Genomic DNA, 24,735 nt, shown 5'->3' with positions numbered 1-24,735 from the left:
AGGAGGTCTGCGCCACCGTGGCGTGCTCCTCCGCCACACCACATATCCGTTGAGGAGTAAATATGCAACCCATCACACAACCCATCACATCCGTCGCCACAAAGCGGACCAACGAAGCCATCATCAGCCACGAGGCGTTGCTGCGCTGGTCCCTGGTTGTCGTCTTTCTCTGGTTCGGCGGGATGAAATTCACCGGCTACGAAGCGCAGGGCATTGCGCCGTTCATTGAAAACAGCCCCTTCATGGCCTGGCTTATCGACGCATTCGGAGTCCGTGGCGCCAGCGCTGTCATTGGCGTGATGGAACTATCCACCGCGGTGACACTGACCGTCGGCGCATTCCATCATCGGGTTGCACTACTTGGTGCAGCCATGTCATGCGCGACATACGCCATCACGCTGACGTTCTTTGTCACCACCCCCGGCGTTGCAGAGCCGACTGCTGGTGGATTCCCGGCGATCTCCGCGCCGATCGGCCAGTTCCTGCTGAAGGACCTCGTGCTGCTGGCAGCGTCCGCTTCCCTGCTGCGCACGGCGCTGGCACGTTACCAGGCGGAGCGTTCCTGAGTTCACGGGAGCACTGTCCTTCGATCGGCATTTCGCGGCAAAGGCTCGTCGGGATTTACCGCCGAGACTGCCGGGGAATTGCCGGTCGCGCCGCTATGCGCCTGCAGATTCGCCAGGGGATTCGCCGAACAGTTCCTGGGTAACCGAGCGCAGCCAGCGATTGGCCGGATCGTCATGCTGACAGCGGTGCCAATGCTGCCTGAGGTCAAAGGCAGGAATCGGAAACGGTGGCTCCAGCACCTGTACGTCCGCGATGCGCGCGAACAACTCTCCCACCGGCAACGGCACGGTGACGACCAGATCGGTCGATGCAATCACCAGCGGAATGCTGAGGAAATGCGGGGAACGCAGCATCTCGCGCCGCGCGATGCCGTGCTGGCGCAGATACGCTTCGACGAGTTCCTGGCTGCGGCTTTCGCTCTGGATCACCGCATGAGGCAGGGCCCGGAACTGTTCCGCCGTCATGCGCCCGCGCGCGACCGGGTGATGCTTGCGCGCCAGGCACACGAACCCGTGCCGGAACAGGCGCTGCTGGAAAACATCCGAACCGCCCAGATCCGGATAGTAGCCAATGGCCAGATCGATCCTGCCGCGCTCGAGCTGGTCCATGATGTCCGTGTGCCGTGCCGACACCGTACGCACGTCCACATGCGGCGCCTCCTTCATGAGCCGGGCCAGCAGGCGCGGCAAGAATGCCGCTTCGCCGACGTCGGACAGGGCCAGCGTAAAGGTCCTGCGGGCCTGCGCGGGATCGAAGCGCGGCGCCGTCAACAACTGCTCCCGCACCTGCGATAACACCCCCTGCACAACAGGCGCCAGCACTACGGCGCGCGGCGACGGCTGCATGCCGGTGCGGACCTTCAGGAACAGTGGATCCCCAAGCTGATCGCGCATCCGCTGCAATGCGTGCGACATGGCTGGCTGGCTCACGCCGATCTCCTCGGCCGCGCGGCCCAGGTGACCATGCCGCCACAGCGCATCGAACACGCGCAGCAGGTTCATATCGAAATTATCCATTTCATTCATGACCGTCATTCCGTTCATTTGATTGCCGAATGATAGGCGAGGAACGAGACTTCCGTCATCCGGTTGGCTCGCAGCGCGGCGCAACGGCCGACCGGACCAGGCTCAGCCCTCACAACAGACCGCGCAACCAAGGAGACCCATGTACACGCCCCCAGTCAGCATTGCGTCGGTCATCGACGCTCGGCCTCTAGGTGCCTATCGGCTTCGCATCTTCATCGTCTGCTTCCTCATCGTGCTGATGGATGGCTTCGACACTCAGGCGATCGGCTTTGCGGCCAAGGCCATGTCTTCCTCGCTCGGCATTGCCATCGCCCTATTCGGGCAGGTCTTCTCCGCGGGACTGCTGGGCGCCATGCTTGGCGCCTTCCTGCTCGGCCCGCTGGCCGATCGCTTTGGCCGCCGCTGGCTGCTGGCGGCGGCAATCGTGGTCTTCTCGGTGTTCTCGCTGCTGACGCCGCATGCGTCCACGCTGCCGGAACTGCTGCTGGTGCGCTTCCTCGCCGGCCTCGGCCTTGGCGGCGCGATTCCGAACCTGCTGGCGCTGTCTGCCGAATACACGCCGCGGCCCATGCGCGGCATGATGACCGGCGTGCTCTATGCCGGCTTTCCGCTGGGTGGTGCCGTGGGCGCGTTCGCCAGTTCGTACATCGTGCCGCACTACGGCTGGCCGGCGCTGTTCTATCTCGGTGGCGTGCTGCCGTTGGGGCTGGCGCTGCTGGTCATCGCGGGCCTGCCGGAATCGCTGCCGTTCCTGCTCCGGCGCAAGGACGGCCAGGATGCGGTTCGTGCCATCGTCGCGCGCATCGCCGCCCGGCCGTCCCCGTCCGATCGCCAGGTCACCTATGTCGATGCCGAAGAACGCGTGCGTGGCCTGCCATTCCGGGAGCTGCTTTCTGGCGGGCGGCTCGTTGCCACGCTGCTGCTCTGGGCCGGCTTCTTCATGTGCTTTGTGCTGCTGATCGTGCTGGTGCTGTGGACACCCGCGCTGCTGCGCGGCGAGGGCGTCGGTGAGCACGATGCCGCCCTCGTGGTCGCCCTGATCAATCTCGGCAGCGTGGCGGGTACCGCCGCGGGCGGCCGCCTGGTGGACCGCTTCGGTCCTTACCTGACGCTGCCGCCGTTGTTCCTGCTCGGTGCGCTCAGCGTGTCCGTGCTCGGTTACGCCACCGGATCGCTGCCTGCGCTGGCGATCGCGGCCACCCTGTCCGGCCTGTTCCTGGGCGCCGGCAGTTCAGGGCTGCTGGGCCTGGCCGTGCTGAGCTACCCGAGCGGGATGCGCGCCACCGGCGTGGGCTGGGCCATGGCGCTGGGCCGCATGGGGCAGGTCAGCGGGCCGCTCATCGTCGGTGCCTTGCTCGCGAGCGGCTTCGGCATCAAGACCATCTTCCTGTGCAGCGCCGTTCCCGCCGCCATTGCCGCTGCCGCGATCCTGGTGCTGCGGGTGGTGCGTGCCGCGCCGACCGCACACGGCGACGCGCCGGCGCAGAGCGCCACGCTGCCTGCCGCGCTGGACGGCCACTAGCCACTTGTTTCATTCATAGCCGTTGCATGCGGCACCGGACGCGGATCGTCGAGGCCGGATGTCGCCCGCGGAAATAAGGAGTGTCATGCGTATTACTACTCAGTCATCCCCCGTGCTCGTCGTCGGAGGCGGCATCGGAGGGCTTGCGACGGCGCTCGCGCTGGCGCGCGAGGGCTGTCATGTCAAGGTGCTGGAGCAGGCCAGCGTCATCGGCGAAATCGGCGCGGGCGTGCAGTTCGGCCCCAATGCCTTCGCTGCCTTCGACGCGCTTGGCGTGGGCGAGCGCACGCGCAGCCATGCTGTCTACACCGATCACATGATGATGATCGATGCGATCGACGGGAAAACCGTTGCCGACATCCCGGTCGGCGAGGCCTTTCGCAAGCGCTTTGGCAATCCGTATGCGGTCACGCACCGTGCCGACGTCCACAACTCGCTGCTCGAGGGTGTGCGCGAGACCGACCGGATCGAGTTTGTCACCGCAACGCGCATCGTCGAGGTCCGGCAGTCGGGGGACGGCGTTACCGCGTTTGACGAACAGGGCAACAGCTATCACGGTTGTGCCCTGGTTGGCGCCGACGGCGTGAAGTCCGCCATCCGCCAGCAACTGGTCGGCGATCCGCCGCGCGTGTCGGGGCACGTGGTGTACCGCGCGGTGATCGATGCCGAGCATTTTCCGCGCGACATGCAATGGAACGCGCCGGTGCTCTGGGTCGGGCCGAACTGCCACGTCGTGCATTACCCGGTCCGTGCCGGCGAGCAGTACAACCTCGTGGTGACGTTCCACAGCCGCCAGCAGGAAACCTGGGGCGTCAGCGATGGCAGCCAGGAGGAGGTGCTTTCGTACTTCCAGGGCATCGATGCCCGACCGCTCAGCCTGCTTTCCCTCCCGCCGACCTGGCGGCGCTGGGCCACCGCGGACCGCGAGCCTATCGGGCAATGGACGCACGGCCGCATCACGCTGCTCGGCGACGCCGCGCATCCGCTGCTGCAATACCTGGCTCAGGGCGCATGCATGGCGGTCGAGGACGCCGTCACCCTCGGGGCCGCGGTACGCGCGTGCGACGGCGACCTGCCGCGCGCCTTCTCGCTGTACCAGGACGCACGCATCACCCGCACCGCGCGCGTCGTCCTGTCCACGCGCGAGTTCGGCCGGCTGTGCCATGCATCCGGCGTGGAGCGCCTGGTGCGCAATTCCCTGTGGAAAGGCCGCTCGCCGGAGCGCTTCTACGATGCGCTGGAGTGGCTCTACGGCTGGAAGGCCGAGACCTGCCTGTCCGCATGACGGCCACTTCCCCATCCCCTGATCGACCCGGGCTCTGCCCTTGCAGATCCCAGACCTGGAGTTCCACATGACCTTTGTCGTTCCGCCCATTCCCGCCGTCACGATTCCCGTGTCCGGTGGCGACGGACAGTTTCCCGTGCGCCGCATCTACTGTGTCGGCCGCAACTACGCCGCGCACGTACGCGAGATGGGCATGGACCCGAGCAGGGAGGCGCCGTTCTTCTTCTGCAAGCCTGCCGATGCGATCGTGGTCGCTCCGGCGGGCGCCGGCGCGCAGATCGACTATCCGCCGGCGACCGGGCAGTTCCACTTCGAGATCGAGCTCGTGGTGGCGATCGGCCGCGCGGGACGCAACATAGCGGTCGAGCAGGCCAATGCGCACATCTGGGGCTACGGCGTCGGCATCGACATGACGCGGCGCGACCTGCAGATCGCGGCGCGCGACCGGGGCCGCCCCTGGGAGCTCGGCAAGAGCTTCGATCAGTCCGCGCCGGTTTCACTGCTGCATCCCGCCAGCGAAGTCGGCCATCCGGCCGCCGGAGACATCTGGCTGCAGGTCGATGGACAGGACCGCCAGCGCAGCGACCTGGACAAGCTGATCTGGTCGGTGCCCGAGATCGTCGCAAACCTGTCGACGTTCTTTGCACTGCAGCCCGGCGACCTCATCTTCACCGGCACGCCGGAAGGCGTCGGGCCGGTGCGCAGCGGCGAGGTCATGCGTGGCGGCATCGCCGGGCTCACCGATGTCGAAGTGCGCGTGGCGTGAAGGCGGCACGGCCATGGATCTATACAACTTCTTCAACAGTTCGGCGGCGTACCGGGTGCGCATCGCCATGGCACTGAAGGGCCTGCCCTGGGACCATGTCGGCGTGAACCTGCGTGCCGGCGAGCAGAACCGGCCTGAGTACCAGGCGCTCAATCCGAACCGGCTGGTGCCGACGATCCAGGATGGCGAGCAGACCATCACGCAATCCCTGGCGATCATCGATTATCTCGATCGCAAGTGTCCCGTGCCGCTGCTGATTCCCGCCGACGGCCACGCCCGCACACGCGTGCTGGAGCTGGCGCTGACCATTGCCTGTGACCTGCACCCGCTGAACAACATGCGTGTGCAGAAGTACCTCGGCGCCCGCCTTGGCATCGCCAATGCTGACAAAGCGGAATGGGTCGCCCACTGGCTCACGGCCGGCTTCAGCGCATTGGAACCGTGGCTGCCCGCGGACGGCGGCTGGTGCGTCGGCGACGCCCCGACCCTGGCCGACTGCTGCCTGGTGCCGCAGGTTGCCAATGCGCTGCGTGCGGGGTTCAGCCTCGATCCATTCCCGCGCGTGCGCCGTGCCTACGAGCACTGCATGCGTCACGAGGCGTTCCGCGTGGCGGCGCCGGGTGCCCAGCCCGATTACGTAGCCGCCCACTGATACCGATGCAGGAGGCATCCGCTCATGACAACCCATCCCACGCCTGACCTGTTGACCCGGCGCGACGCGTTCTACCGCGAGCTGGAACCCCATGCGATGGCCGCCCTCTGGACGCGGCTGCGCAAGCTGATTCCTTCGGAACCTACGCCCGCGGGCATAGCGCACCGCTGGTCCTACGCCACGGCGCGCCCGTACCTGATGGAATCTGCGAGCCTGATCTCGGCCGAGGAAGCCGAACGGCGCGTGCTCCTGATGGAAAATCCGGGCCTGCCAGGCACCTCGTGCATCACCAGCACGATGTACGCCGGCCTTCAGCTCATCCTGCCCGGCGAAGTCGCCCCTGCGCACCGCCATACCCAATCGGCGTTGCGCTTCATTGTCGAAGGGTCGGGCGCCTACACCGCCGTGGACGGCGAGAAGACCTACATGGAAGCCGGCGATTTCGTCATCACGCCGGCGTGGACATGGCACCATCATGGCCACGAGGGTAACGCGCCGATGGTCTGGCTGGACGGCCTCGATATTCCCGTCGTGTCGTTCTTCAACGGTGGCTTCCGCGAGGAGTTCGAATCGGGCGAAGCGCCGGTCACGCGCCCGGCAGGCGATGCGCTCGCGCGCTATGGCACGGGGCTGATGCCGGTGGACTACCAGGCGTCCACGATGAACTCCCCGGTCTTCAACTATCCCTACGCGCGTACGCGCGAGGCGTTGCTCGCGTTGCCACACGCCGGCGCCCCCGATCCGCACACGGGCTACCTGATGCGCTACACCAATCCGGTGGACGGCGGCTGGGCCATGCCGACCATTGCCACCATGATCCGGTTGCTGCCGTCCGGCTTCGCGACATTGCCATACCGCTCGACCGACAGCACCGTCTTTGTCTGCGTGGAAGGCAGTGGCCATGTCACGGCCGGCGATCAGCAGTTCGAGCTGGCGCCGCACGACATCGTGGTGGTGCCGGGCTGGAGCCGCTACACGCTGCATGCCAGCCGGGACCTGGTGCTGTTCTCGTATTCGGACCGCGTCGCACAGGAAAAGCTCGGATTGTTCCGCGAGCAGCGTTCATCATGAACGCCGTCGTTTCGTATGGGGACTTCGTCGACAGCATCGCCGCGGCCCTGCAGTTCATCAGTCACCATCATCCTCCCGACTATATCCGGCACCTCGCCGCCGCCTATGAACGCGAGGCCAGCGAGCCGGCGAAACAGGCGATTGCCCAGATCCTGATCAACTCGCGGATGTGCGCGGAAGGCAGGCGTCCGATCTGCCAGGATACGGGCATCGTCAATATCTTCATACGCGTCGGCATGGACGTCCGGTTCGCCGGATTTCCCTCGGATATCGTCGATGCGGCCAATGCCGGCGTGCGTCGCGCTTACCTCGATCCCGACAATGCGCTGCGCGCCAGCATCGTCGAAGACCCGCTGTTCGCGCGGCGCAATACCGGCGACAACACGCCGGCGGTCGTCCATGTCGACCTCGTGCCGGGCAATACCGTTGCCGTCGACGTGATGGCAAAGGGCGGCGGCAGCGAGAACAAGAGCAAGTTCGCGGTGCTGATGCCCAGCGATTCGGTCGCGGACTGGATCGTCGGCATGGTGCCGTCGATGGGCGCCGGCTGGTGTCCTCCCGGCATGCTGGGCATCGGCGTCGGCGGCACGGCCGAGAAAGCCATGCTGCTGGCCAAGCAGAGCCTGACGGCGCCGCTCGACATGCTCGATCTCAAGGTCCGGGGTCCGCGCAACGCGCTGGAAGCGCTGCGCATCGACATCCATGACCGCATCAATGCGCTCGGCATCGGGGCGCAGGGCCTCGGCGGGTTGACCACCGTGCTCGATGTCAAGATTGCCGCCTACCCCACGCATGCGGCAAGCATGCCCGTCGCCATCGTGCCGAACTGCGCGGCAACGCGGCATGCGCGCTTCGAGCTCGATGGCAGCGGCCCCGTCATGCTGACGCCGCCGTCGCCTGACCTCTGGCCGGATCTGCCTTTGCCCGACGGCATGGCGAGCCGCCGGGTCGATCTGAACACATTGAGCCGAGAAGAAACCCGCACCTGGCTCGCCGGCGAAACGCTGCTGCTGTCGGGGCGCATGCTGACCGGACGCGATGCCGCGCACAAGCGGATCGACGACATGCTCGCGCGCGGCGAGCCCTTGCCGGTGGATTTCGGCAATCGCATGATCTACTACGTCGGGCCCGTCGATCCAGTGCGCGACGAGGTGGTAGGCCCTTGCGGCCCGACCACGTCAACACGGATGGACAAGTTTGCCGGGCGCATGCTGGCTTCGACCGGCTTGCTCGGCATGATCGGCAAGGCCGAGCGCGGGCCGGATGCGATCAACGCGATCGTGAAGAACGGCTGCGTCTATCTGGCGGCAACCGGAGGCGCCGCCTATCTGATCTCCAGGGCGGTCCGGTCCTCCCGTGTCGTTGCGTTTGGCGATCTCGGCATGGAAGCCATCTACGAGTTCGATGTGGAGAACCTGCCCGTTGTCGTCGCCGTGGATGCGAGCGGCAACAGTGTTCACGAAAGCGGACCGCGCACCTGGCGCATTGCGGCGGCTTGATGCTGACGCTGGCGCGACTGGGGCACGACCCGCGCACCTGCAGGCCCTGCAGCAAACCGTGGATGCGATCCGCGCCGGCAATTTGCGAGCCGGCCCGGGGATCCAGTTTCTCTGATACGCGTCGCCGGCAGGCGCCACCCCGGACGACGTTCAACACCGCGTGGCGAATCAACCTCCCTAACCTGAATTACCCGAAGATGATCAACCAATTCGATAAAGTCATTTACACCGGCAAGACTCATACCATCGGCGGCCGCAACGGTAGCTCCCGCAGTGCCGATGGCCGCCTGGCCGTGGACCTCTCAGGCCCCGGCAGCAACGGCGGCGGTACCAATCCGGAGCAGCTCCTGGGCGCCGGATGGTCGGCTTGCTTCCTTGGCGCCATCGCCAGGGCGGCACAGATGGCGAAGGTCGCGCTTCCGGCCGACGCGGCCGTTGATGCTGAAGTGGATCTCGGCCAGGCCGGAGATGGCTACTTCCTGGCGGCACGGCTCAATGTCAGCTTGCCCGGGCTTGACCGCGAGCTCGCGCAGTCCCTCGCCACGGCCGCACACCAGCTTTGCCCGTACTCCAAGGCGACGCGCGGCAATATCGATGTCGAGATCAATATCGTCTGAGGACCACAGAGTCCCCCACGACACATAGGGGACTGATCTCCTGCTTCGCACGCATTGGCATTCGCCGATGCGTGCCGCCGGGTCCGACACGATGTGAATGGGTCACGCCGCCGGGTGCGCGCCATGGATTTTCGTGTGCGAAGGTATCGCCCCGAGCTCTGAATACATATAGATACGTTGGCAGCCGCTCGCAGACATAGACCAGATACATCGCCGTCTTCCAATGCTCCATGTGCACGGGATTCGTGTCGGTTTGCATGGTGGACGTCGTACCACAGCGCTTATTTCTCTGACCGCACGTCGCCTGCACGCCGCCCATACCCCGGTGCGGAAGGCAATCCGATCGTTAATAGTCAATCAGGACAGAGGAGTCAGCAAATGAAATCGACCCGAATGATGGCTGCGGCCATGCTCTTCGTTGGCAGCGGCTTGTTGCTGCAGACGGCCCAGGCTCAAATGGCAGGCGTCCATCGCACCGATCTCGTTCAGCACGATCTCAGCGTGCCGGGTCGCGAGGGCGTCCAGGTCCGGGTTGACCTCGATCCCGGCGCGTTCGCGCCGATGCATTCCCATCCGGGCGAGGAGATTGCGTACGTCCTGCAGGGGACGCTGGAGTACCAGCTCGGCAACAACCCGCCCGTCACGCTCAAGGCCGGGGAATCGCTGTTTATCCCCGCCGGCACGCCCCACTCGGCGAGGAATGTCGGCAGCGGCACGGCATCGGAACTGGCAACCTACATCGTGAAGAAGGGCGCGCCGCTGGTGGTACCGGCCAAGTAGGCGGCAGCAGGTCGCGGTACGCTTCGACGATCAGGGAAAACAAGGCTCGCGACGCCCCCGAACAGCCCGTCGAGGCCCGCAGGCTTCGACAAGCCCTCGCTGACGCTACTCCGCCAGCTTCGCCGCGACCTCGCCCACGATGTTGTGCGCTTCCAAGCCTAGCTTTCGAAGCAACGCGCGGTGCGCTGGCTGCCACAGCGCGAGGGCCTGCTGCAAACTCAAGGCGCCCGTCTCTGTCAGCCAGACCGCGCGGCGGCGGCGATCGGCTTCTGTCATCACGACTTCCACCATCCCTGTGCCGACAAGTTGATCCACGTTCCTTGACATTGTCGATTGATTGAGCCCGGCCCGTTGCGCCAATGCGCCAAGCGTGTCGTCGGTTGCCGACGCAATCAGGCACATCAGTCCAAATTGAGTACTGGTCAGGCCCGATGGTGCCAGCGCCTCATCCAACGCTGCGGTGACCCTGCGCGCCAGCAGGCGCGACCACCAGCCGAGATCGACATCGAGAGCCGCATCGGCGTCTGCGCGCAGGGTCCGGGCGCCTTGTTTTCCCATCTTCATGGCTATAGTATATGCAGATGCATTGTATGTACCTGCATATTTTAACAACAACCAGGAGATCTGACGAGATGGACTATCGATATGGGCTGGCCTCGCCCGCCGACGTCGCAAACATGAACGGAAGGGAAGTCCTTCAGGCAATCGTGGACGGACATCTTCCACAGCCGCCCATCTCGCAGGTCCTCGACTTCTGGCTGGTCGAGGTTGACGACGGATTCGCCGCGTTCGAAGGCGAGCCGTCGTCCCGGCTGCTCAATCCCATGGGCTCGGTGCACGGGGGATGGCCGCTGACGCTCATAGACAGCGCAGCCGCCTGCGCAGCCAACTCACTGCTTCCGGCTGGTGTCGGCTACACCACTGTCGAAACAAAGGGAAATTTCTCCCGACCGATCAAGCCTGACACAGGCAGGGTCCGCGTCGAAGGCCGCGTTGTGAACCAAGGCCGGCAAATAATTACTGCGGAGGCTCGCGTGCTTGCGATGGACGGGCGCGTTCTGGCACATGGCACGTCCACGCTGCTCGTGCTGTCGCCTGTGCGGCAATAAGATGTGCGACAAGGATCATTGCCCTGTAAGAGGTTGTGGACGTTCCCTCGTGGGAAGGCAGCCTCAGGCTGCCGACGCAGGCACTTAAAACCTGTGCCGGACGCCTAAGGCGACACCAAACATGTTGCTCTGCCCGTTGCCCAGGACATAGCTGTTACCTAGAGCCAGGCTGTTGGCGTAAAAGGTCGCCAGCGACTCGAGCATCAACCCGGCGTTCCTGGCATAGGCCGTGGTCACGTAGAGATCCGTGCGTTTGGACAGCGAGTAGTCGGCCACGAAGGAAATCTGCCACGGGTTGGCGACGCTTGTGTTGCCGTAAAGGTTCTTGACGTCGTCGTAGTTGTACTCGAGCGTGAGCGCGAGCGCCGGTGTGACCTGGTAGTTGGCCCCGATCCAGTAGAAGTCATCGCGCTGGATCAGGACATCGGCCGCGTTCCTGTTCTGGCCCCAGCGGTAGCCTCCCATGATCTTGGCGGGGCCGAGCGCATAGCTGGCGCCAACCACGGCCTTCTTGATGGTGCCTGTGCCGGTGCCGATGGTGGGATTCCACTGGTCATAGCCGGCGGTCGCGGCAAACGGGCCGAACGTGTAAGCCAGTGCCCCGCCGTAAGCGGTGTCGCGTCGGAACTGCCCGGGGACTTCGCCATTGCCGCCGATCGGGATCGGGAACCCTACCGAGGGGGGCAGGGTCACCCCGGCGCCGAAGGACCAGTGCGCGAGGGCAGTCAGTCCGCCGAACTTTCCGGTGTACTTGATGGTGTTGTCCTCCCGGTAGTTAGGGCCGGACTGCAAGACGACCGGCTCATACTGCGTGGCATAGGCGGTTGGGGAGAAGTTAGCCAGGGCCTCGAACATCGAGGTGTACTGCCGGCCCAGGCTGACCTGGCCGAAGCGGTTGCTCTGGAGGCCCACGAACGCCTGGCGGCCGAACAGGCGGCCGCTTTGCTGCGACTGGCCGGTATCGAGGCCGAATCCGCTTTCCAGCACGAAGATGGCCTTGATGCCGCCCCCCAGGTCCTCGTTGCCGCGCAGGCCCCAGCGCGACCCGGAAAGTCCGCCGGAAGTCAGCCGGTAGACATCGTTGCCCGGTCCAGGGTTGAACCCGTTGGCGGACGTCGGCACGGCGCCCGCATGGTTGACGAATTCCAGGTTGGCGTCGATCACGCCGTACAGCGTTACGCTTGACTGCGCAAGGGCCGCCAGCGGCCATCCCAGCAGAGACGCCAGGGCCGTCCTTTTCAGTGACATGCTGTTCTCCTCTCTTCTCTTTTTTCCTTGGGCGCCAGCCACACTTCATTCCTTGCGTGCTTGCCCTTGCAGCATGCTGCCGGGCAGCCTGTTCGAGCTTAGGAGCGCAGCCCGATTCCCGCCAGCAACCGATGACCGGAAACCGCCGAAGACACACAGTAGTGTCGGCGAATTACGACAGTTGCCGGTCAAGCGCCATACAGAGCCGGCTGCGGGAGAACCGAATCCCGGACAACGGGCTGGTCACGTGCCTGGCTTTGGAAACGGAGGACGGCCGATGCGTGGCGGCCGGGAAGGGCATGCCTCTGTCCGGTAGCCGCTCTCAGGGGCTCGAGGCAAAGCCGGGAACTGGGCAACAGGCACGATACAGTTGGCTTGTCTGTGAGGTTCCGCACAGATCGAAGCGCAACATCGCTACAGATTGGGCGCCGGCGGGAAGCTGGCTAGCTTCGCCAACTCATGGGGATCGGGCTCGTACGCGACGGGCCTCAGGGCGACCTACCACTGCTGCTGCTTGCTGCCCTTGATGTTGCCCGCTACGCCGCCAGCCACGGCACCGATCGCCGCGCCAGTCCAGCCGCTACCTCCCGCAATGGCCGCGATGCCGGCACCCGCCGCCGCGCCGATGCCGGCTCCGGTCACGGTGCCTTGCTGCTGCGGTGTCATATTCGTGCACGCGGCAGCGCTGGCGATGGCCAGCGCTGCACCAATCAGTTGGCGTCGTTTCATGGCATCCCCCTACTTCCTGGTCTGCAGACCGGGAACAACCATTTCGAACCAGATCGTTTCAATGACCGGCCGCTGCAACTGGTCAGGATGTGTTGCGTACCAGCGATCCACGCCCTGGCGCACGGAGTCGAGCGAATGGCCCCTGAGCCCTCTCGCAAAGCGCGGAACGATGCTTTGCGAGTCAGGTGGCGGCTTGCCTTCGTGAAAGGCAATATCAACCTGGACCAGGTTGGCAATGCCTACCAGATAGGCCTTTTTTGTCTGTTCAGAGGAATCCGTCCATTGCTTGCCGGTGATCAGCGGGACTTCATCGGCGCGGGAGCCAGTCGCCACCGTCAATGCCATGAGTGCCGCAGTCGTTACTGCGAGCCGGCTCAGTTTTCTCGCCATTGCGGTCTCCCTCAGTGGTTACCGTTACCCCCGGGGCGGGTGCGTTGCTTCATAGTAGTCTCTATCCGGTGCCTGCAGGAGCGCTCCAGCGAACCGTCGTCCTATGCGATCACGGGCATTCTAGGCGCTCGGCGCTGAGATCGCGCACCGATTTGAGCAACGTGACAATGCGCGCCGTGGAACATGCGAGCCGGGAGGCACATTCAATTCGAATCACCTGTCCCTCCTGTGACGGCTCCAAATCAGTCAAGGTCGGTCAAGCTGGCGTTCAGTACTGAATGACCTTCGTCCGCCCTCCAGCTTTCTCCGCAGCTACCGACCCCCATCTGCGGGTCCTGCGGCCCCCATGGAGATGCCGTAATATCTCGAAGGGCGCGGACACCCCGGACCCTCGCGGCAGCGAAGCTCGACCCTCCTTTCGCGCGGGCCGCCACCACGCCGAACACGTTCCTGACCTCGTCCAATGTGGAAGCTTCGACATGACCACGCGCTTCGACGCAAGAGCAGCCTGCCTTGGCAAATGGAGGGGCCGGGGAGAGCGCGACTCGCCTGCGGCAGGGCCTGCCGCACCCTGATGCCGCTTCTGCTCGCGGGACTCGGTGCCTGCGGGTCGCTTCCTCACAATGCTCCGCGCAATCTGCCTCAGGCCGCGGCTGGCAGCGTATCCGCGGCCATGCGCGAGCCCATCGATGTCGTCGGCCAGACAACCGTCGCCATGTCGTTCTCCGGCGGTGGCACGCGCGCCGCAGCCTTCGCCTTCGGCGCCCTGCAGGGACTCGACGCCATGAAAGGCCCTGGGAGCGCGTCCCTGCTGGACAACGTCGCATTCATCAGCAGCGTGTCCGGAGGCTCCATCACCGCCGCGTACTTCGGTCTGCACGGCAAGGCCAGCCTGGCGAACTTGCGATCCGTGCTGTTGAAGGACGGAGAGGCGGGACTTCGCTTCAGTCTCCTGAATCCGGTCAACCTTGCGCGCCTGTTCGCGGGAGGGCTCAACGACCGGGAAGACCTCCAGGCATGGCTCGACGAAGACGTCTTCAAGGGCGCGACGTACGCCGACATGTTCCGCCGCGGCAAGCCGATCGTCTGGATCAACGCCACCAACGTCTACTACCGAGTCGCGTTCCCGTTCAGCCAGCATGCATTCGATGCGCTATGCAGCGATCTCGCGAGCTTTCCGGTTTCCGAGGCCGTCGCCGCATCCATGGCGGTCCCGGTCTTCTTCGCACCGATCGTCGTTCAAAAGCATCCCGAGGCTTGCAGTGCACCGCTGCCGAACCTTGACCGTGCCCAGGCGCCCGGGCAATCGCTGCTGTTCGGTGCGTTGGCAAACGCCGTTCGCGATCTCCGGGACACTTCGAAGGGAAAGTACATCAAGCTGGTCGACGGCGGGGTGACCGACAACTACGGCCTGGCCACGATCTTGCAATCGCGCATGCTGCTGGGCACGCCTTACGGTCCGATGAGCGAGAATGACGCGATCAATGTGCGGCGGCTGCTTTTCATCGTTGTAGACGCAGGCCAGGGCCCGCGCGGCGATTGGAACCAAAGCCAGGATGGACCCTCCGGCATCGAAGTCGCAAACGCGGCCATTGACGCGGCAATGGCAACCAACGTTCGAATGACCTATGACGCCTTCGTCCCCATGATGCAGCAGTGGCGAAACGACCTCGTGGCGTATCGGTGCCGGCTGCCGCTTGACCGGCAGCGGGAAATCGCTGCACGCCTCCCGCGCTGGCGGTGCGACGAAGTCGAATTCTTCGTCACGCGGATCTCGTTCGATGCCCTAGGCAAGGAGCGTGCTGCAAGCCTGAACGATCTGCCGACCAGGCTGCGCCTGCCCGAGCAGGACGTCGATCGCCTGATCGAAGCGGGACGGGATGCCATCCTTGGCAACCCGGTGATCCGCGAATTCGAGCGCGCATCGACCGCGGCGCGATACGGCGTTGAATAGTCAGAACCTGGCCTCAGCGAGCCACGGCCAGCCGGCGCTGGCGCTCGTGGCCGGATACGTATTTGTCATGGCGATGCTGAGCTGCACCGGGATCGCACGGCTGTTTCCCGGCATCGGCTTGAACTGCAGGGATCAGCTGCTTGACCTGGCGGCCTGCATGGCTGAGCGGCTGGCATAGTCGTGAGCGCCTGTCGGCTTGCCATACGGTGTCGCAAGCCGATCATGCGAACGCCTTGTGATACGCATTCAGCGCGGGCGCGCCACCCAGATGCACGTACAGCACGTTCGCTTCCTTCGGAATCTCACCCGCCTTCGCCATGGCGATCAGGCCTGCCATCGATTTGCCCTCGTACACCGGATCGGTGAGCATCGCCTCAAGCCGCGCTGCCGTGCGGATCGCATCGATCGTCCGATCGTCAGGGATGCCATAGTCCGGACCCGAGAAACGGGGATCGATGACCACGTCGGCGTCGTCGATCGGCTTCCGGATGCCGATCAGTTCCGCAGTCTGCCGCGCGCTCTTCGTCACGGCACGCCGGGTCATCGCCTCGTTGCAGGCGGTATCGATGCCAATCAGGCGGCGCGGCCGGTCCTGGGCCTTGAAGCCCGCGACCATGCCGCCCTGTGTCGAACCGGTGCAGGTCGCGGTAATCACGGTGTCGAAGAACACGCCCATTTGCGCTTCCTGGCGCGCGAGCTCATCGGTGAAGTTCGCATAGCCGAGACCACCAAGGGGATGATCGGATGCACCCGCTGGAATCGCGTAAGGCTTGCCGCCTTCCCGGCGCACCTGCTCCAGGGCGCGCGACCACGTCTCCTTCACCTCGGTCGAGTAGCCCTCGCCCTCGAGCAGCGTCTCGGCGCCCATCAGCCGTGACAGCAGGATATTGCCGACCTTGTCATAGACCGGATCGTCCCAGTGTGTCCACGCCTCCTGCACCAGCCGGCAGCGCATGCCGAGCACCGCCGCGACAGCCGCAACCTGACGCGTGTGGTTCGACTGAATGTTGCCGATGGAAACGAGCGTGTCGGCGCCTTGTCGCACCGCGTCGGCGGCGAGCCACTCAAGCTTGCGAATCTTGTTGCCGCCAAACGCGAGTCCGGACGAGACATCGTCGCGCTTTGCCCACACCGAGACGCCGAGCGCTTCGGACAGGCGGTCGAGCCGATGAATCGGCGATGGAAAGAATCCAAGCGAGATGCGGCCGAAGCGATTGTCGAGATCAAGTGCCATGGCGAACTCCCTGCCGCGGATCCGGGGGGAAAAACTGAATCTAGATTAGGTCCAAAAAAGCGAGACGGAAGCGTGGCGCGCATTTTCCCGAGGTGCCTCGACCAGGGGCAGGGTGAAGATCAAATGGGATATGGTGCCGCATACCGGCTCGCGGCTGTGCGGAATGATTGGCGTAAATGGCACATTTCATTGAGGTGCCCGGGGTGCCACACGTCACGGTCCTTGCTGTAGTGCAGGCTGCGTACGTTCATTGACGCCTTGCTAGCTGCTTCGGCCGCAACCGTAGCGAGCGGAAAAGAAGCCTCCCGGTACCGGGGGATCCCGGGAGGCTATAAAAGCGAGGCAAAAAAGCAGCCCCGCGTCTTCCATGCTGGATGATGCTCCATTGACTTAGCATCCGCTTTAGTGCTTAAACCTGGCTCTATAAAGTGTGTTTCAACTGCGAATAGCGGAATTGATCCAGCTTTATTTCAGCGTTAATCGCGTTGCCAACGCAAGGTGCATCCGACATGTTCGCCACCCTGTCGGTGCGGTTCTACGCATACGCCGCTGAACCGCGCAAGAAAAGACACCTGTCGCGAAGCAAGCACTCCACCACGCGAGCGCCGATCCCGCTGGACGGCGCTATCTTCCTTTTCCGTCAGCAAAGCGGCAGGCCAGTCCGGTCGCGCATGGCGCGGTCCCGACGGCCCGGCGTTTTCGGCAGGCTCAGTGCCGGTCGAACGCCGTCACCTCGGGCAGCACCACGGCGAGATAGTCCACCAGTGTGCGGACCGCCGGCAGCAGGCCCGTGCGATAGGGAATGAGTGCGGTGATACGGGCGTCCGCGGCAATCCATTCCGGCAATATCTGCCGCAGCCCGCCAGCCTTGAGCTCGGCCTGGCAGGCGTATACCGGCAGCGCGGCAACGCCGACGTTCGCGCACGCCGCCTCTTTCAGCGAAATCAGGCTGTTGCTCAGGAATCTCGGTTCAAACGGCACGGTGACCACGCGCTTGTCCGGGCCCTGCAATTGCCATTGGGACGCACTCTTGCCCGCCATGGCGATGATGGTGTGAGACGCAAGATCCTCGGGTTGTGTCGGCACTGACGTCCGTTCGAGATAGTCGGGCCCCGCGAAGAGATACCACGGTGTCCTGGCCAGCGGATGCTGGACCAGGTTGGAGTCCTGCAGCTGGCCGACATGACCCCGGATCGCCAGGTCGAACCCCTCGCCGACAATGTCCACGATCCTGTCCGTGGCGGTTTCGTCGATTCTCACCTTGGGGTGGTCGGATAGGAAGGTCGGCAGGACGTGGCGCAGCGCGAACTGGGCAATGTCCACAGCCACCGTCACGCGGATCACGCCGCTCGGCTCCGCCAGCCGCTGGCGCATGGCTTCTTCGGCAAGCTCGGCACTGCGCATCAGCGCCAAGGCGTACTGGTAGAACTCCTGACCCACCTCCGTCATCGCGAACTGGCGCGAGGTCCGGTTGATGAGCCGCACGCCCAGCGAGGCTTCCAGCTCCTTCACGCGGTGACTGAGCGTTGACTTCGGAAGCCGGAGCGCCTCGCCAGCGGCGGTGAATCCGCCGCGGTCGACCACCTGCACGAAGTAATAGACGTCCTTCAGATCGAGCATGGCATGGGGACTCGCCGGGCATTCCAATGCCGGCGGCGTTTGTTGAGGGGGGCGGGTGGGTGACGCCCCGATCATACTCCAGCGCCGGCGCCCGCTGCCATCCGGGCAAGCCTTGGGCGCACCGCGCCTCGCAGGGCGCCATTGTCCAAGTTTGCCGAACCCTGCGTGCAACCCGGGACGGCTGCCCAAGCGGAATCTGCCGTCATAAGCTGTTGCGCAGGAGCGGCTCTGCGCTGTTTCTACATGCCTATTTCAAAATGGAGAGGACAATGTCAATGCTCAAGGGATTTCATCACCTGACCGCCGGCGTGCGGCACGCGCAGGAGGACGTGGATTTCTACGTCAGGCTGCTCGGCCAGAGCCTCGTGAAGAAGACCGTGCTTCTCGACGGCGAGGATCCCATCTACCACCTTTACTACGGCAACGCGAATGGCGATCCGGGAACCCTGGTGACGTCGTTCCCGTTCCGCCAGCGGGGCGTCATGGCGCGTCAGGGTTCGGGCCAGGTGCGGGTCATCAACTACTCGGTGCCCACGGGCTCGCTCGAATTCTGGCGCAGCCGCTTCGATGCCATGAATGTGCCGTATGACAGCGAGATCGTCGAGCGCTTCGGTGAGCGCCGCCAGCGGTTCCAGCATCCGTGCGGCATCGAGTTCGATCTTGTCGAAACGGACCTCGACCCGCGTCCGGCTTGCGTGGCCAGCGATATCCCCGAAGTCCACGCCATCCGTGGCGTGCACAGTATTACGCTTTCGCTGCGCGATGTCGCCGAATCGATTCGCTTCATGAGCGAAGCGATCGGTTTCCGCAACGTTGGCCAGGCGGGACCTTATTATCGCTTCGAGACGTACACCGGCGGTCCGGGTACGGTCGTAGAGTTCCTGCATGAGCCGGACCGGCACCAGGGCTCGTCGATCTACGGCGAAGGCACGATCCACCATGTGGCCTTCGCGGTGGACAACGTCGAACAGCAGGCGGTCCTGAAGGAGAAACTGTTTGCCATGGGCTACATCGATACGTCGGAATCGGTGCACCGCAACTACTTCCGCTCGATGTACTTCAAGATGCCCGGCGGCGTGATGTTCGAGGCGACGACCACCGACATCGGCTTCTCGATCGATGAAGCGCCCGGCCATTTTGGCGAGGAGTTCCAGTTGCCGCCCTGGCTGGCGGATCGCAAGGAAGAACTGCTGGGCCGGCTCGAGCCCATCTCTGCCTGACGTTGCCGGGGATCGATATGCGGAAACCGAAAGTACTGATCGTTTTCTATTCACGGAACAGCTCCACCGAGATGCTGGCCAAGGCTGTCGCCGAGGGCGCCCTCGAGGCAGGCGCCGAACTGCGCGTTCGGCGTGTGCGGGAGTTCGTTGGCCCTGACGTCATGCGGCAGGCGCCGGGCTGGCTCGAGAACGCCACGGAGATGAACGCGAAATACGAGGCGCCGACGGAAGCCGATGCCGAGTGGGCTGATGCCATCGTGTTCGGCACGCCGACGCGCTTCGGGACGATCTCGGCCGAACTCAAGTCCTATATCGACGGGCTCGGCGGCCTCTGGTTCGCCGGCAAGTTGAACGGCAAGGTGGGCTCTGTGTTCGGCACGACGTCCTCGCGCCACGGCGGCAATGAAGCCACGCTGCTGGCGGCCTACACGCCCATGGCGCACCTGGGCCTGATCATCGTGCCGCTGGGCTATGCCGACGCGGCGATGTTCAAGGCCGGCACCCCGTACGGCGCGACTCACGTCTCGCAGCGTGACACCGTGAAGCCCGACGACGATCACCTGGAGGTTGCACGGTTCCAGGGGCGCAGGGTGACGACTGTCGCGCGTGCCTTGCACGTCCAGCCGGAGCCTGTGGCAGCCTGAAAGTAGAAGCCTGACGGCAAAAAAAGGGCGGAGACTCGCAGTCTCCGCTCGATTCGCGCACCGGCACAGGCCGATGGCGCGATGGCAACAGCTCAGGCCGTCGCCGTTTCCATGCAGCTTGCCAAGGCATCCATCCGGGGCGATGGCGGCAGCGAGTCGATCGTGGCGCGGACCGCCTCCTTGCAGAGCGAAGGCCGCCTGACCAGTGCGTCGACATAGCGGGCAACGTTGGGCAGCTCGTCCCACATCGGCGCAAGCCCCAGGTACGCCAGCCGCACCAGGTTGACACCCCACAGCACATCGCCAAGGGAGAACGCGTCTCCCGCGAGATACGGAGCCGGTGCGGATTCCAGCGTGCGGTCCAGCTCCTTCAGCGCGACATCGACGTGATCCCGGGCCGCGCGCTGGAATGGGGCATCGCGGCGCAGCGCCCGGCCGCCGCGTTCCTTCACGATCTTCGCGCGATAGGCGGCAACGAGTCCGGCGTCCCCGGCATTGTCGGCGAGCATGGCCTCGAGCGCTGCGATCTTGTGGTCGTAGATGGTTTCCATGACCGTCCTGAGCGCCTCGGGCCGCCGGTCGGCGTCGGGATGAGAGCCGTACAGCAGGGCGCCGTTCGGCATCTGGTCGATGATGCGCACCTGGCGCATCACCTCCGTACGCGCCAGGGAATCGTCCGGCAAGAGCTGGACTGGCGTGCGCGATACCGCGTCGAGATAGCAGCAGATGCGCCGGGAATCTGCAATCACGCGGGAGGCTTCGTAGTCAATCAGCAACGGCACCGCACACGGATCGAAGCCGTCGGTCTCCACGGAAGGGCGCCCGCTATATCCGCTGACGAACTCCCGCCCGATCTCCAGTCCGGCCTTCAGTCGCAGGCGCACATATGGCGGGTGATAGTGCTCGGCGGGAATGACCCCGTCCGGGCCCATCGAACTCAGGATCAGCATATCGTTCGATCGGTACGGCAACTGCTTCTCGAACAGCACCGTGCGGACCTTCTGCGAGCACAGCGAACTCGCGGCGTGGAACAGCTCGAAGCGCGGGTTGGCATCGGTTCCCACCGTGGTGATCCGCGCAGGATCGGCGATGGCAGCGCGGGCGCCGGCTGCCAGGTTTCTCAGCAAGTCATTGGGCATGGGTTCTTCCGGCTCATGGTTGATCACGTCACTCCGCTGCCCGGGCGCTTCCCTGTCCGCGGGCGTGGGGACACACCGCGGGCGCATCGCCGATGAAGCCGCGCGCAGACCAGAGTTCCGGGAACGGGATCTCGTTCATGGTCGGCAGCAGCCAGGCAATGCCCTCGGTGCCGAAGTAGGCCGGCCTGGCGCCGAAGGTCCGGCGCGTCGCCATCAGGTGCAGGTGCTTCCACGCGGCGAATCCTTCCGCGATATCGGCCAGCGTCTCGCCGAGCTGCTGCAGTTCGCGGTGCTGGTCGGGATCGGCGTAGACGTCGCGCCAGACGTTCTCGACGGCCTTGTCCGGCGTGTAGGGCACGCTGAAATCGCGGTCGAGCGCCACTGCCGGCACGGCGAAGCCCTTGCGGCTCAGGTGGGCAAGCACGTCGTCATACAGGCTCGGCTCCGCCAGCGCCTTGCTGAGCTGTTCCCAGCGCTGCGGCTGCGGCAGGAAGTGCTGCAGGTGCTCCTCCTGCTTGATGCCGAGCAGGTAGACCATCTGCCGGTAGGTCCAGCCCTGGAGGGCGGTGTCCTTGCCGAATTTCGGGCCAACGCAGGAAAGGATCGCCAGCAGGTCGACCGGCGTCATCCATGCGATCGAGCGCCATGTGGCATTGAGCGGCTCGTGGTGGGCGACGACGCGCCGCAGCGTCCGGCAGGCACCGGTCAGGTCATCGGCACGCAATTGCGCCTGCGCGGCCTGCATCTCCTTGATGATCAGCATCCAGTAGAGCTCGGACACCTGCGCCGACACGATCCAGGCATGCTCGCCGGGATGATCGCTGACGGGGCGCTGCAGCGAGTGGAGCACGTCTGTCTGCAACCAGTCACTGTATGGCGTATGCCCGGCCGGCGTTCCGGCCGGCGCCGGGGAGGCGGGTTTGACGGGCTTGACGATATCGTTCATTTTGGTCTCCTCGTGGTGGTGTGGTCAGGCAAGTCATGTGCGATGGAAACGGTCGGAGACGGTCCCCAGCAACGACTCCATCTGCTGCGCGACCCGCAGCAGCGCGCCGTCGCCGCCGGGCCTGGCGACGATCTGCAATGACGCCGGCAGGCCGCCGTTGCGGGACGGCAGCGGAATCGAGATGGCGGGATAGCCCGCGACGTTGAACGGCGCGGTATAGGTCATCAGGGCTTCGCGGACGGTGCCGGCCCAGTTTCCGATGTCGACAGTGGCGGCATCGCGGGGCGGGGCGGTGCAGGGGCAGGTCGGCAGCACGAGGTAGTCGAGTGTCGACATCACTTCATGCAGGCGGGCCGTGAAATGCCGCCTGGCCTGCTGGGCGGCCGCATAGGCGCGCAGGTCCATGGTTTGCGCGCGTCTGAGCCTGTCGACCGTTTCGGGGTTGTAATGCGTGGCGATGCGATCCCAGTCGTGGCGGCGGAAATGCTCGATTCCGCCCTCGATGAGGACGATGGCCGCGAAGGTATCGAAGACGGCATCGAACATGGGATCGAAGTGGCCGGTCCCGCCGAGGTCTACGCAGGCGAAGCGCTGTGCCAGTCGCTCCACGGCGTCATCGAATGCGCGGGCGATCTCCGGACTCAGCGGAACCGGCGCGATGTGCCGGACGATGCCGAGTCGGGCGGAAGGTCTTGCATCGCTGCAGGGGATTTCGATGCCAACGGCAGCGGCGAGCACCAGCACGTCATCGACCTGTCGGCCAAGCAGGCCAACGTGGTCGCACGTGGGGGCCAGCGGAAACACGCCGCGCGTGGAGAGCGTGCCCAGCGTCGGCTTGAAGCCGACGACACCGCAGAGCGCGGCCGGGATCCGGACCGAGCCGCCTGTATCGGTGCCCACGCCCGCCATCACCGCGCCATCCGCGATCGCCGCCGCGGCGCCGCCGCTCGAGCCGCCGGGAATGCGGGAACGGTCGAGGGGATTGAGGGTGTCGCCGAAGTTCGGGCTGGCGGTCGTCACGCCCCACGCAAACTCGTGGGTGGTGGTCTTGCCGATGACGATGGCGCCGGATTCCGTCAATGTCTTCACGATGTCGGCATCGGCAGCGGGAACATTGCCGCGACTGGCGGCAGATCCATACAGTGTTTCGATGCCCTTCGTGTCGATCAGGTCCTTGATGGCGATGGGCAGCCCTTCCAGCGGACGCTGGCTGCCTGCGCCGTAGCGGCGGTCGCTTTCAGCGGCGGCTTGCAGCGCGCGGTCCCGGTCGATGGCGGCGAACGCGTTGAGCGATTGCTTGCTGGCTTGCGCGCGGCGCAGCGCCTCCTCGACCAGGCCTGTCGCGGTGACCTGCCGTCTGGCAAGGGCCTCGAGCGCGTGGCGCAGGCTTGCGGGATGCGGGATGCAGTCGGAGGGCGGGGCGTTCGTTACCACAGGCTCTCCAGCAGCGCATCCAGCTTCATGCCGGCATCTTCGCCAAGGTCGCCGACCTCGGACGGATAGTTCTGCTTGAGCAAGGCCGCCATCTCGGGAAGCCTTGCCCGATCGAAATCGAGGTCGCCGAGCCGGCTTGGCAATTGCAGCGCATCCACGGCTGACTCGATGCGGTCAGCGAGGAACGCGGCGGGCGTGCGGCTGCCACGGTCCATGGAGAAGATCTCGAGCTTGCGGCCATAGGCGCCGGCGCAGGCGCGGATGACTGGCGCCAGCGCAATGCACGATGTCACGCTGTGCGGCACCCCGAAGGTCCCGCCGAGGATGTGCCCGATGCGATGGCTCAGGCCGTAGATGACCGAAGCGGGATAGAAGTAGCACTGCCACGCGGCGAGCTGAAGCTGCAGCAGGTCGTCGGCCGACACGAGGCCGCCCGCGATGGCCTCGCGCGTCTCGAGCTTGCGCGGCCACTTCTCCAGCACGGCAAGGAAGCGTTCCACGCCCCTGGCGGCAAGGATGGCATGAGGGTGATCCACGTCGACCCGGCGCATGCCTTCCACCGCGTGGTCGATCCCCTTGATGGCGGAGCTCAGCAGCAGCATGCGTGGCGTGTCGACGATCATCCGGGGATCGAGCACCACCAGCCTGGGTGTCGTTTCGCGTACGGCATAACTGCGCTTGAACTTCTGCGGGCCGTCCGTTTCCGTCACCCCGAAGTAGTGGGAGAACTCCGATCCGGACAGTGTCGTCGGAATCGCCGCAATCGGCAGGTAGCTGCCGGTCTGCTGGAAATGCTGGTACGAGACTGCCTTTGCGGCGTCGAGCACGGAGCCGCCGCCGAGCGCGATGATCGACCCCGCATCGGCCTCGATGCAGGCACGCAGCCCGTCGCGAACGGCGAAATCGGGCACATGCGGCGGCAGGCCGGTGAAGGTGCCCACGCCGTCGCCAATGGCCGGCTGCAGGTGATCGCGGTTCAATGCCTCAAGGAATTCGACGGTGAACGTGATCGGACGGCGGATGCCGTAGTTCCCCATGGAGGCAGCGACGGTTTTCAGCACGTCATGTCCCCAGACAATTTCTTCCTGCGGCAGGCATTTCAACTGGTTCATTCCATGTCTCCCCATGTTTTCGTATGCGATCGGGTCTCCGATCCCGAGTAGGACGATAGGCGAATCGCGTCAGCGCGTGCACGCGGGATTTGCGAACGAAGCGTCCAGGAATCTGGACGCCGGGGCCTGTAGGGGGTGCCGGTCGTTCGCCGCTTCCGAACGAAGCTTTCAA

At 65.0% G+C, this 24,735-nt stretch carries 24 protein-coding genes; 13 read left to right on the top strand and 11 right to left on the bottom strand.

The genetic code is table 11. The features are described 5' to 3' along the window. Positions 1-62 precede the first annotated feature (62 nt). Positions 63-566: a YkgB family protein gene (locus J8I82_RS05150; RefSeq protein WP_209754974.1), complete on the top strand. Its 504-nt coding sequence runs from the start codon at positions 63-65 to the stop codon at positions 564-566. A gap of 93 nt (positions 567-659) precedes the next feature. Here the strand turns inward: J8I82_RS05150 and J8I82_RS05145 are convergent, their stop codons facing one another. After that, positions 660-1,592: a LysR family transcriptional regulator gene (locus tag J8I82_RS05145; protein ID WP_245179419.1), complete on the bottom strand. Its 933-nt coding sequence runs from the start codon at positions 1,590-1,592 to the stop codon at positions 660-662. Between the two features lie 139 nt (positions 1,593-1,731). On the opposite strand from J8I82_RS05145, the gene J8I82_RS05140 reads away from it, so the two are divergent. The 8 genes from J8I82_RS05140 (at position 1,732) to J8I82_RS05105 (ending at position 9,784) form a co-directional block, all read left to right on the top strand. Then, complete coding sequence (locus J8I82_RS05140; protein WP_209754972.1) at positions 1,732-3,114, top strand: MFS transporter; 1,383 nt, start codon at positions 1,732-1,734, stop codon at positions 3,112-3,114. Between the two features lie 85 nt (positions 3,115-3,199). After that, positions 3,200-4,399 (top strand): 3-hydroxybenzoate 6-monooxygenase, encoded by a 1,200-nt coding sequence (locus tag J8I82_RS05135; RefSeq protein WP_209754969.1) that lies wholly within the window; start codon positions 3,200-3,202, stop codon positions 4,397-4,399. Positions 4,400-4,466: 67 nt separating this feature from the next. After that, on the top strand, positions 4,467-5,165 hold the full coding sequence (locus tag J8I82_RS05130) for a fumarylacetoacetate hydrolase family protein (RefSeq protein ID WP_209754968.1): 699 nt from the start codon (positions 4,467-4,469) through the stop codon (positions 5,163-5,165). A gap of 13 nt (positions 5,166-5,178) precedes the next feature. Next, positions 5,179-5,817, top strand: coding sequence for a maleylacetoacetate isomerase (gene maiA, locus J8I82_RS05125; protein ID WP_209754966.1), 639 nt, complete (start codon positions 5,179-5,181; stop codon positions 5,815-5,817). Positions 5,818-5,841: 24 nt separating this feature from the next. Next, positions 5,842-6,888, top strand: coding sequence for a gentisate 1,2-dioxygenase (gene gtdA, locus J8I82_RS05120; protein ID WP_209754964.1), 1,047 nt, complete (start codon positions 5,842-5,844; stop codon positions 6,886-6,888). After that, complete coding sequence (locus J8I82_RS05115; protein WP_209754962.1) at positions 6,885-8,387, top strand: fumarate hydratase; 1,503 nt, start codon at positions 6,885-6,887, stop codon at positions 8,385-8,387. The genes gtdA and J8I82_RS05115 overlap by 4 nt, the downstream gene beginning before the upstream one ends. Positions 8,388-8,584: 197 nt before the next feature. Then, positions 8,585-9,004, top strand: a complete 420-nt coding sequence (locus tag J8I82_RS05110; RefSeq protein ID WP_209755047.1) for an organic hydroperoxide resistance protein — start codon at positions 8,585-8,587, stop codon at positions 9,002-9,004. A 378-nt stretch (positions 9,005-9,382) separates the two neighbouring features. After that, a complete protein-coding gene (locus tag J8I82_RS05105) occupies positions 9,383-9,784 on the top strand; it encodes a cupin domain-containing protein (RefSeq protein WP_209754960.1) in 402 nt (133 codons plus the stop codon). Between the two features lie 105 nt (positions 9,785-9,889). On the opposite strand, the gene J8I82_RS05100 is transcribed toward J8I82_RS05105, so the two are convergent. Next, complete coding sequence (locus J8I82_RS05100) at positions 9,890-10,348, bottom strand: MarR family winged helix-turn-helix transcriptional regulator (protein ID WP_209754958.1); 459 nt, start codon at positions 10,346-10,348, stop codon at positions 9,890-9,892. A 68-nt stretch (positions 10,349-10,416) separates the two neighbouring features. On the opposite strand from J8I82_RS05100, the gene J8I82_RS05095 reads away from it, so the two are divergent. Then, on the top strand, positions 10,417-10,893 hold the full coding sequence (locus J8I82_RS05095) for a PaaI family thioesterase (protein ID WP_209754957.1): 477 nt from the start codon (positions 10,417-10,419) through the stop codon (positions 10,891-10,893). An 84-nt stretch (positions 10,894-10,977) separates the two neighbouring features. Here J8I82_RS05095 and J8I82_RS05090 read toward each other — a convergent pair whose 3' ends face one another. The 3 genes from J8I82_RS05090 to J8I82_RS05080 form a co-directional block, all read right to left on the bottom strand. Continuing rightward, positions 10,978-12,141 (bottom strand): porin, encoded by a 1,164-nt coding sequence (locus J8I82_RS05090; protein WP_209754955.1) that lies wholly within the window; start codon positions 12,139-12,141, stop codon positions 10,978-10,980. Between the two features lie 498 nt (positions 12,142-12,639). Further along, the gene (locus J8I82_RS05085) at positions 12,640-12,870 is read right to left on the bottom strand and encodes a YMGG-like glycine zipper-containing protein (protein ID WP_209754953.1); all 231 of its coding nucleotides are present in this window, start codon (positions 12,868-12,870) and stop codon (positions 12,640-12,642) included. Positions 12,871-12,879: 9 nt separating this feature from the next. Next, positions 12,880-13,260, bottom strand: a complete 381-nt coding sequence (locus J8I82_RS05080; RefSeq protein WP_209754950.1) for a hypothetical protein — start codon at positions 13,258-13,260, stop codon at positions 12,880-12,882. A 574-nt stretch (positions 13,261-13,834) separates the two neighbouring features. On the opposite strand from J8I82_RS05080, the gene J8I82_RS05075 reads away from it, so the two are divergent. Next, complete coding sequence (locus J8I82_RS05075) at positions 13,835-15,214, top strand: patatin-like phospholipase family protein (protein WP_245179417.1); 1,380 nt, start codon at positions 13,835-13,837, stop codon at positions 15,212-15,214. Positions 15,215-15,434: 220 nt separating this feature from the next. Here the strand turns inward: J8I82_RS05075 and J8I82_RS05065 are convergent, their stop codons facing one another. Next, a complete protein-coding gene (locus J8I82_RS05065) occupies positions 15,435-16,448 on the bottom strand; it encodes a 1-aminocyclopropane-1-carboxylate deaminase (protein WP_209754949.1) in 1,014 nt (337 codons plus the stop codon). 708 nt (positions 16,449-17,156) lie between these two features. Further along, a complete protein-coding gene (locus tag J8I82_RS05060; RefSeq protein WP_209754947.1) occupies positions 17,157-18,068 on the bottom strand; it encodes a LysR substrate-binding domain-containing protein in 912 nt (303 codons plus the stop codon). A 269-nt stretch (positions 18,069-18,337) separates the two neighbouring features. Between J8I82_RS05060 and J8I82_RS05055 the strand changes: the two genes are divergently transcribed. Both J8I82_RS05055 and wrbA read left to right on the top strand, forming a co-directional pair. Next, entirely contained in the window at positions 18,338-19,288 is a 951-nt protein-coding gene (locus J8I82_RS05055; RefSeq protein WP_209754945.1) for a ring-cleaving dioxygenase, read from the top strand. Positions 19,289-19,305: 17 nt separating this feature from the next. Next, positions 19,306-19,932 carry an NAD(P)H:quinone oxidoreductase gene (gene wrbA, locus J8I82_RS05050; RefSeq protein WP_209754944.1) on the top strand — a complete coding sequence of 209 codons (627 nt, stop codon included), beginning with the start codon at positions 19,306-19,308 and terminating at the stop codon, positions 19,930-19,932. A gap of 92 nt (positions 19,933-20,024) precedes the next feature. On the opposite strand, the gene J8I82_RS05045 is transcribed toward wrbA, so the two are convergent. Genes J8I82_RS05045 through J8I82_RS05030 form a run of 4 tightly spaced genes read right to left on the bottom strand, consistent with a single transcriptional unit; the run spans position 20,025 to position 24,563 of the window. Beyond that, positions 20,025-21,071 carry a glutathione S-transferase family protein gene (locus J8I82_RS05045; protein WP_209754942.1) on the bottom strand — a complete coding sequence of 349 codons (1,047 nt, stop codon included), beginning with the start codon at positions 21,069-21,071 and terminating at the stop codon, positions 20,025-20,027. Positions 21,072-21,099: 28 nt separating this feature from the next. After that, complete coding sequence (locus tag J8I82_RS05040) at positions 21,100-22,017, bottom strand: tryptophan 2,3-dioxygenase (RefSeq protein ID WP_209754940.1); 918 nt, start codon at positions 22,015-22,017, stop codon at positions 21,100-21,102. A 33-nt stretch (positions 22,018-22,050) separates the two neighbouring features. Further along, a complete protein-coding gene (locus J8I82_RS05035; protein ID WP_209754938.1) occupies positions 22,051-23,451 on the bottom strand; it encodes an amidase in 1,401 nt (466 codons plus the stop codon). Further along, positions 23,445-24,563, bottom strand: a complete 1,119-nt coding sequence (locus J8I82_RS05030) for an iron-containing alcohol dehydrogenase (protein ID WP_209754937.1) — start codon at positions 24,561-24,563, stop codon at positions 23,445-23,447. Before J8I82_RS05030 ends, J8I82_RS05035 begins: the two co-directional genes overlap by 7 nt. Between the last annotated feature and the right edge of the window lie 172 nt (positions 24,564-24,735).

The sequence above is a fragment of the Cupriavidus consociatus genome, assembly GCF_017814975.1.
In the GTDB taxonomy this organism is placed as follows: Bacteria; Pseudomonadota; Gammaproteobacteria; order Burkholderiales; family Burkholderiaceae; genus Cupriavidus; species Cupriavidus consociatus.
Note: the sequence above shows the minus strand (reverse complement) of the source record. Positions and strands in the feature narration are given on the sequence as shown.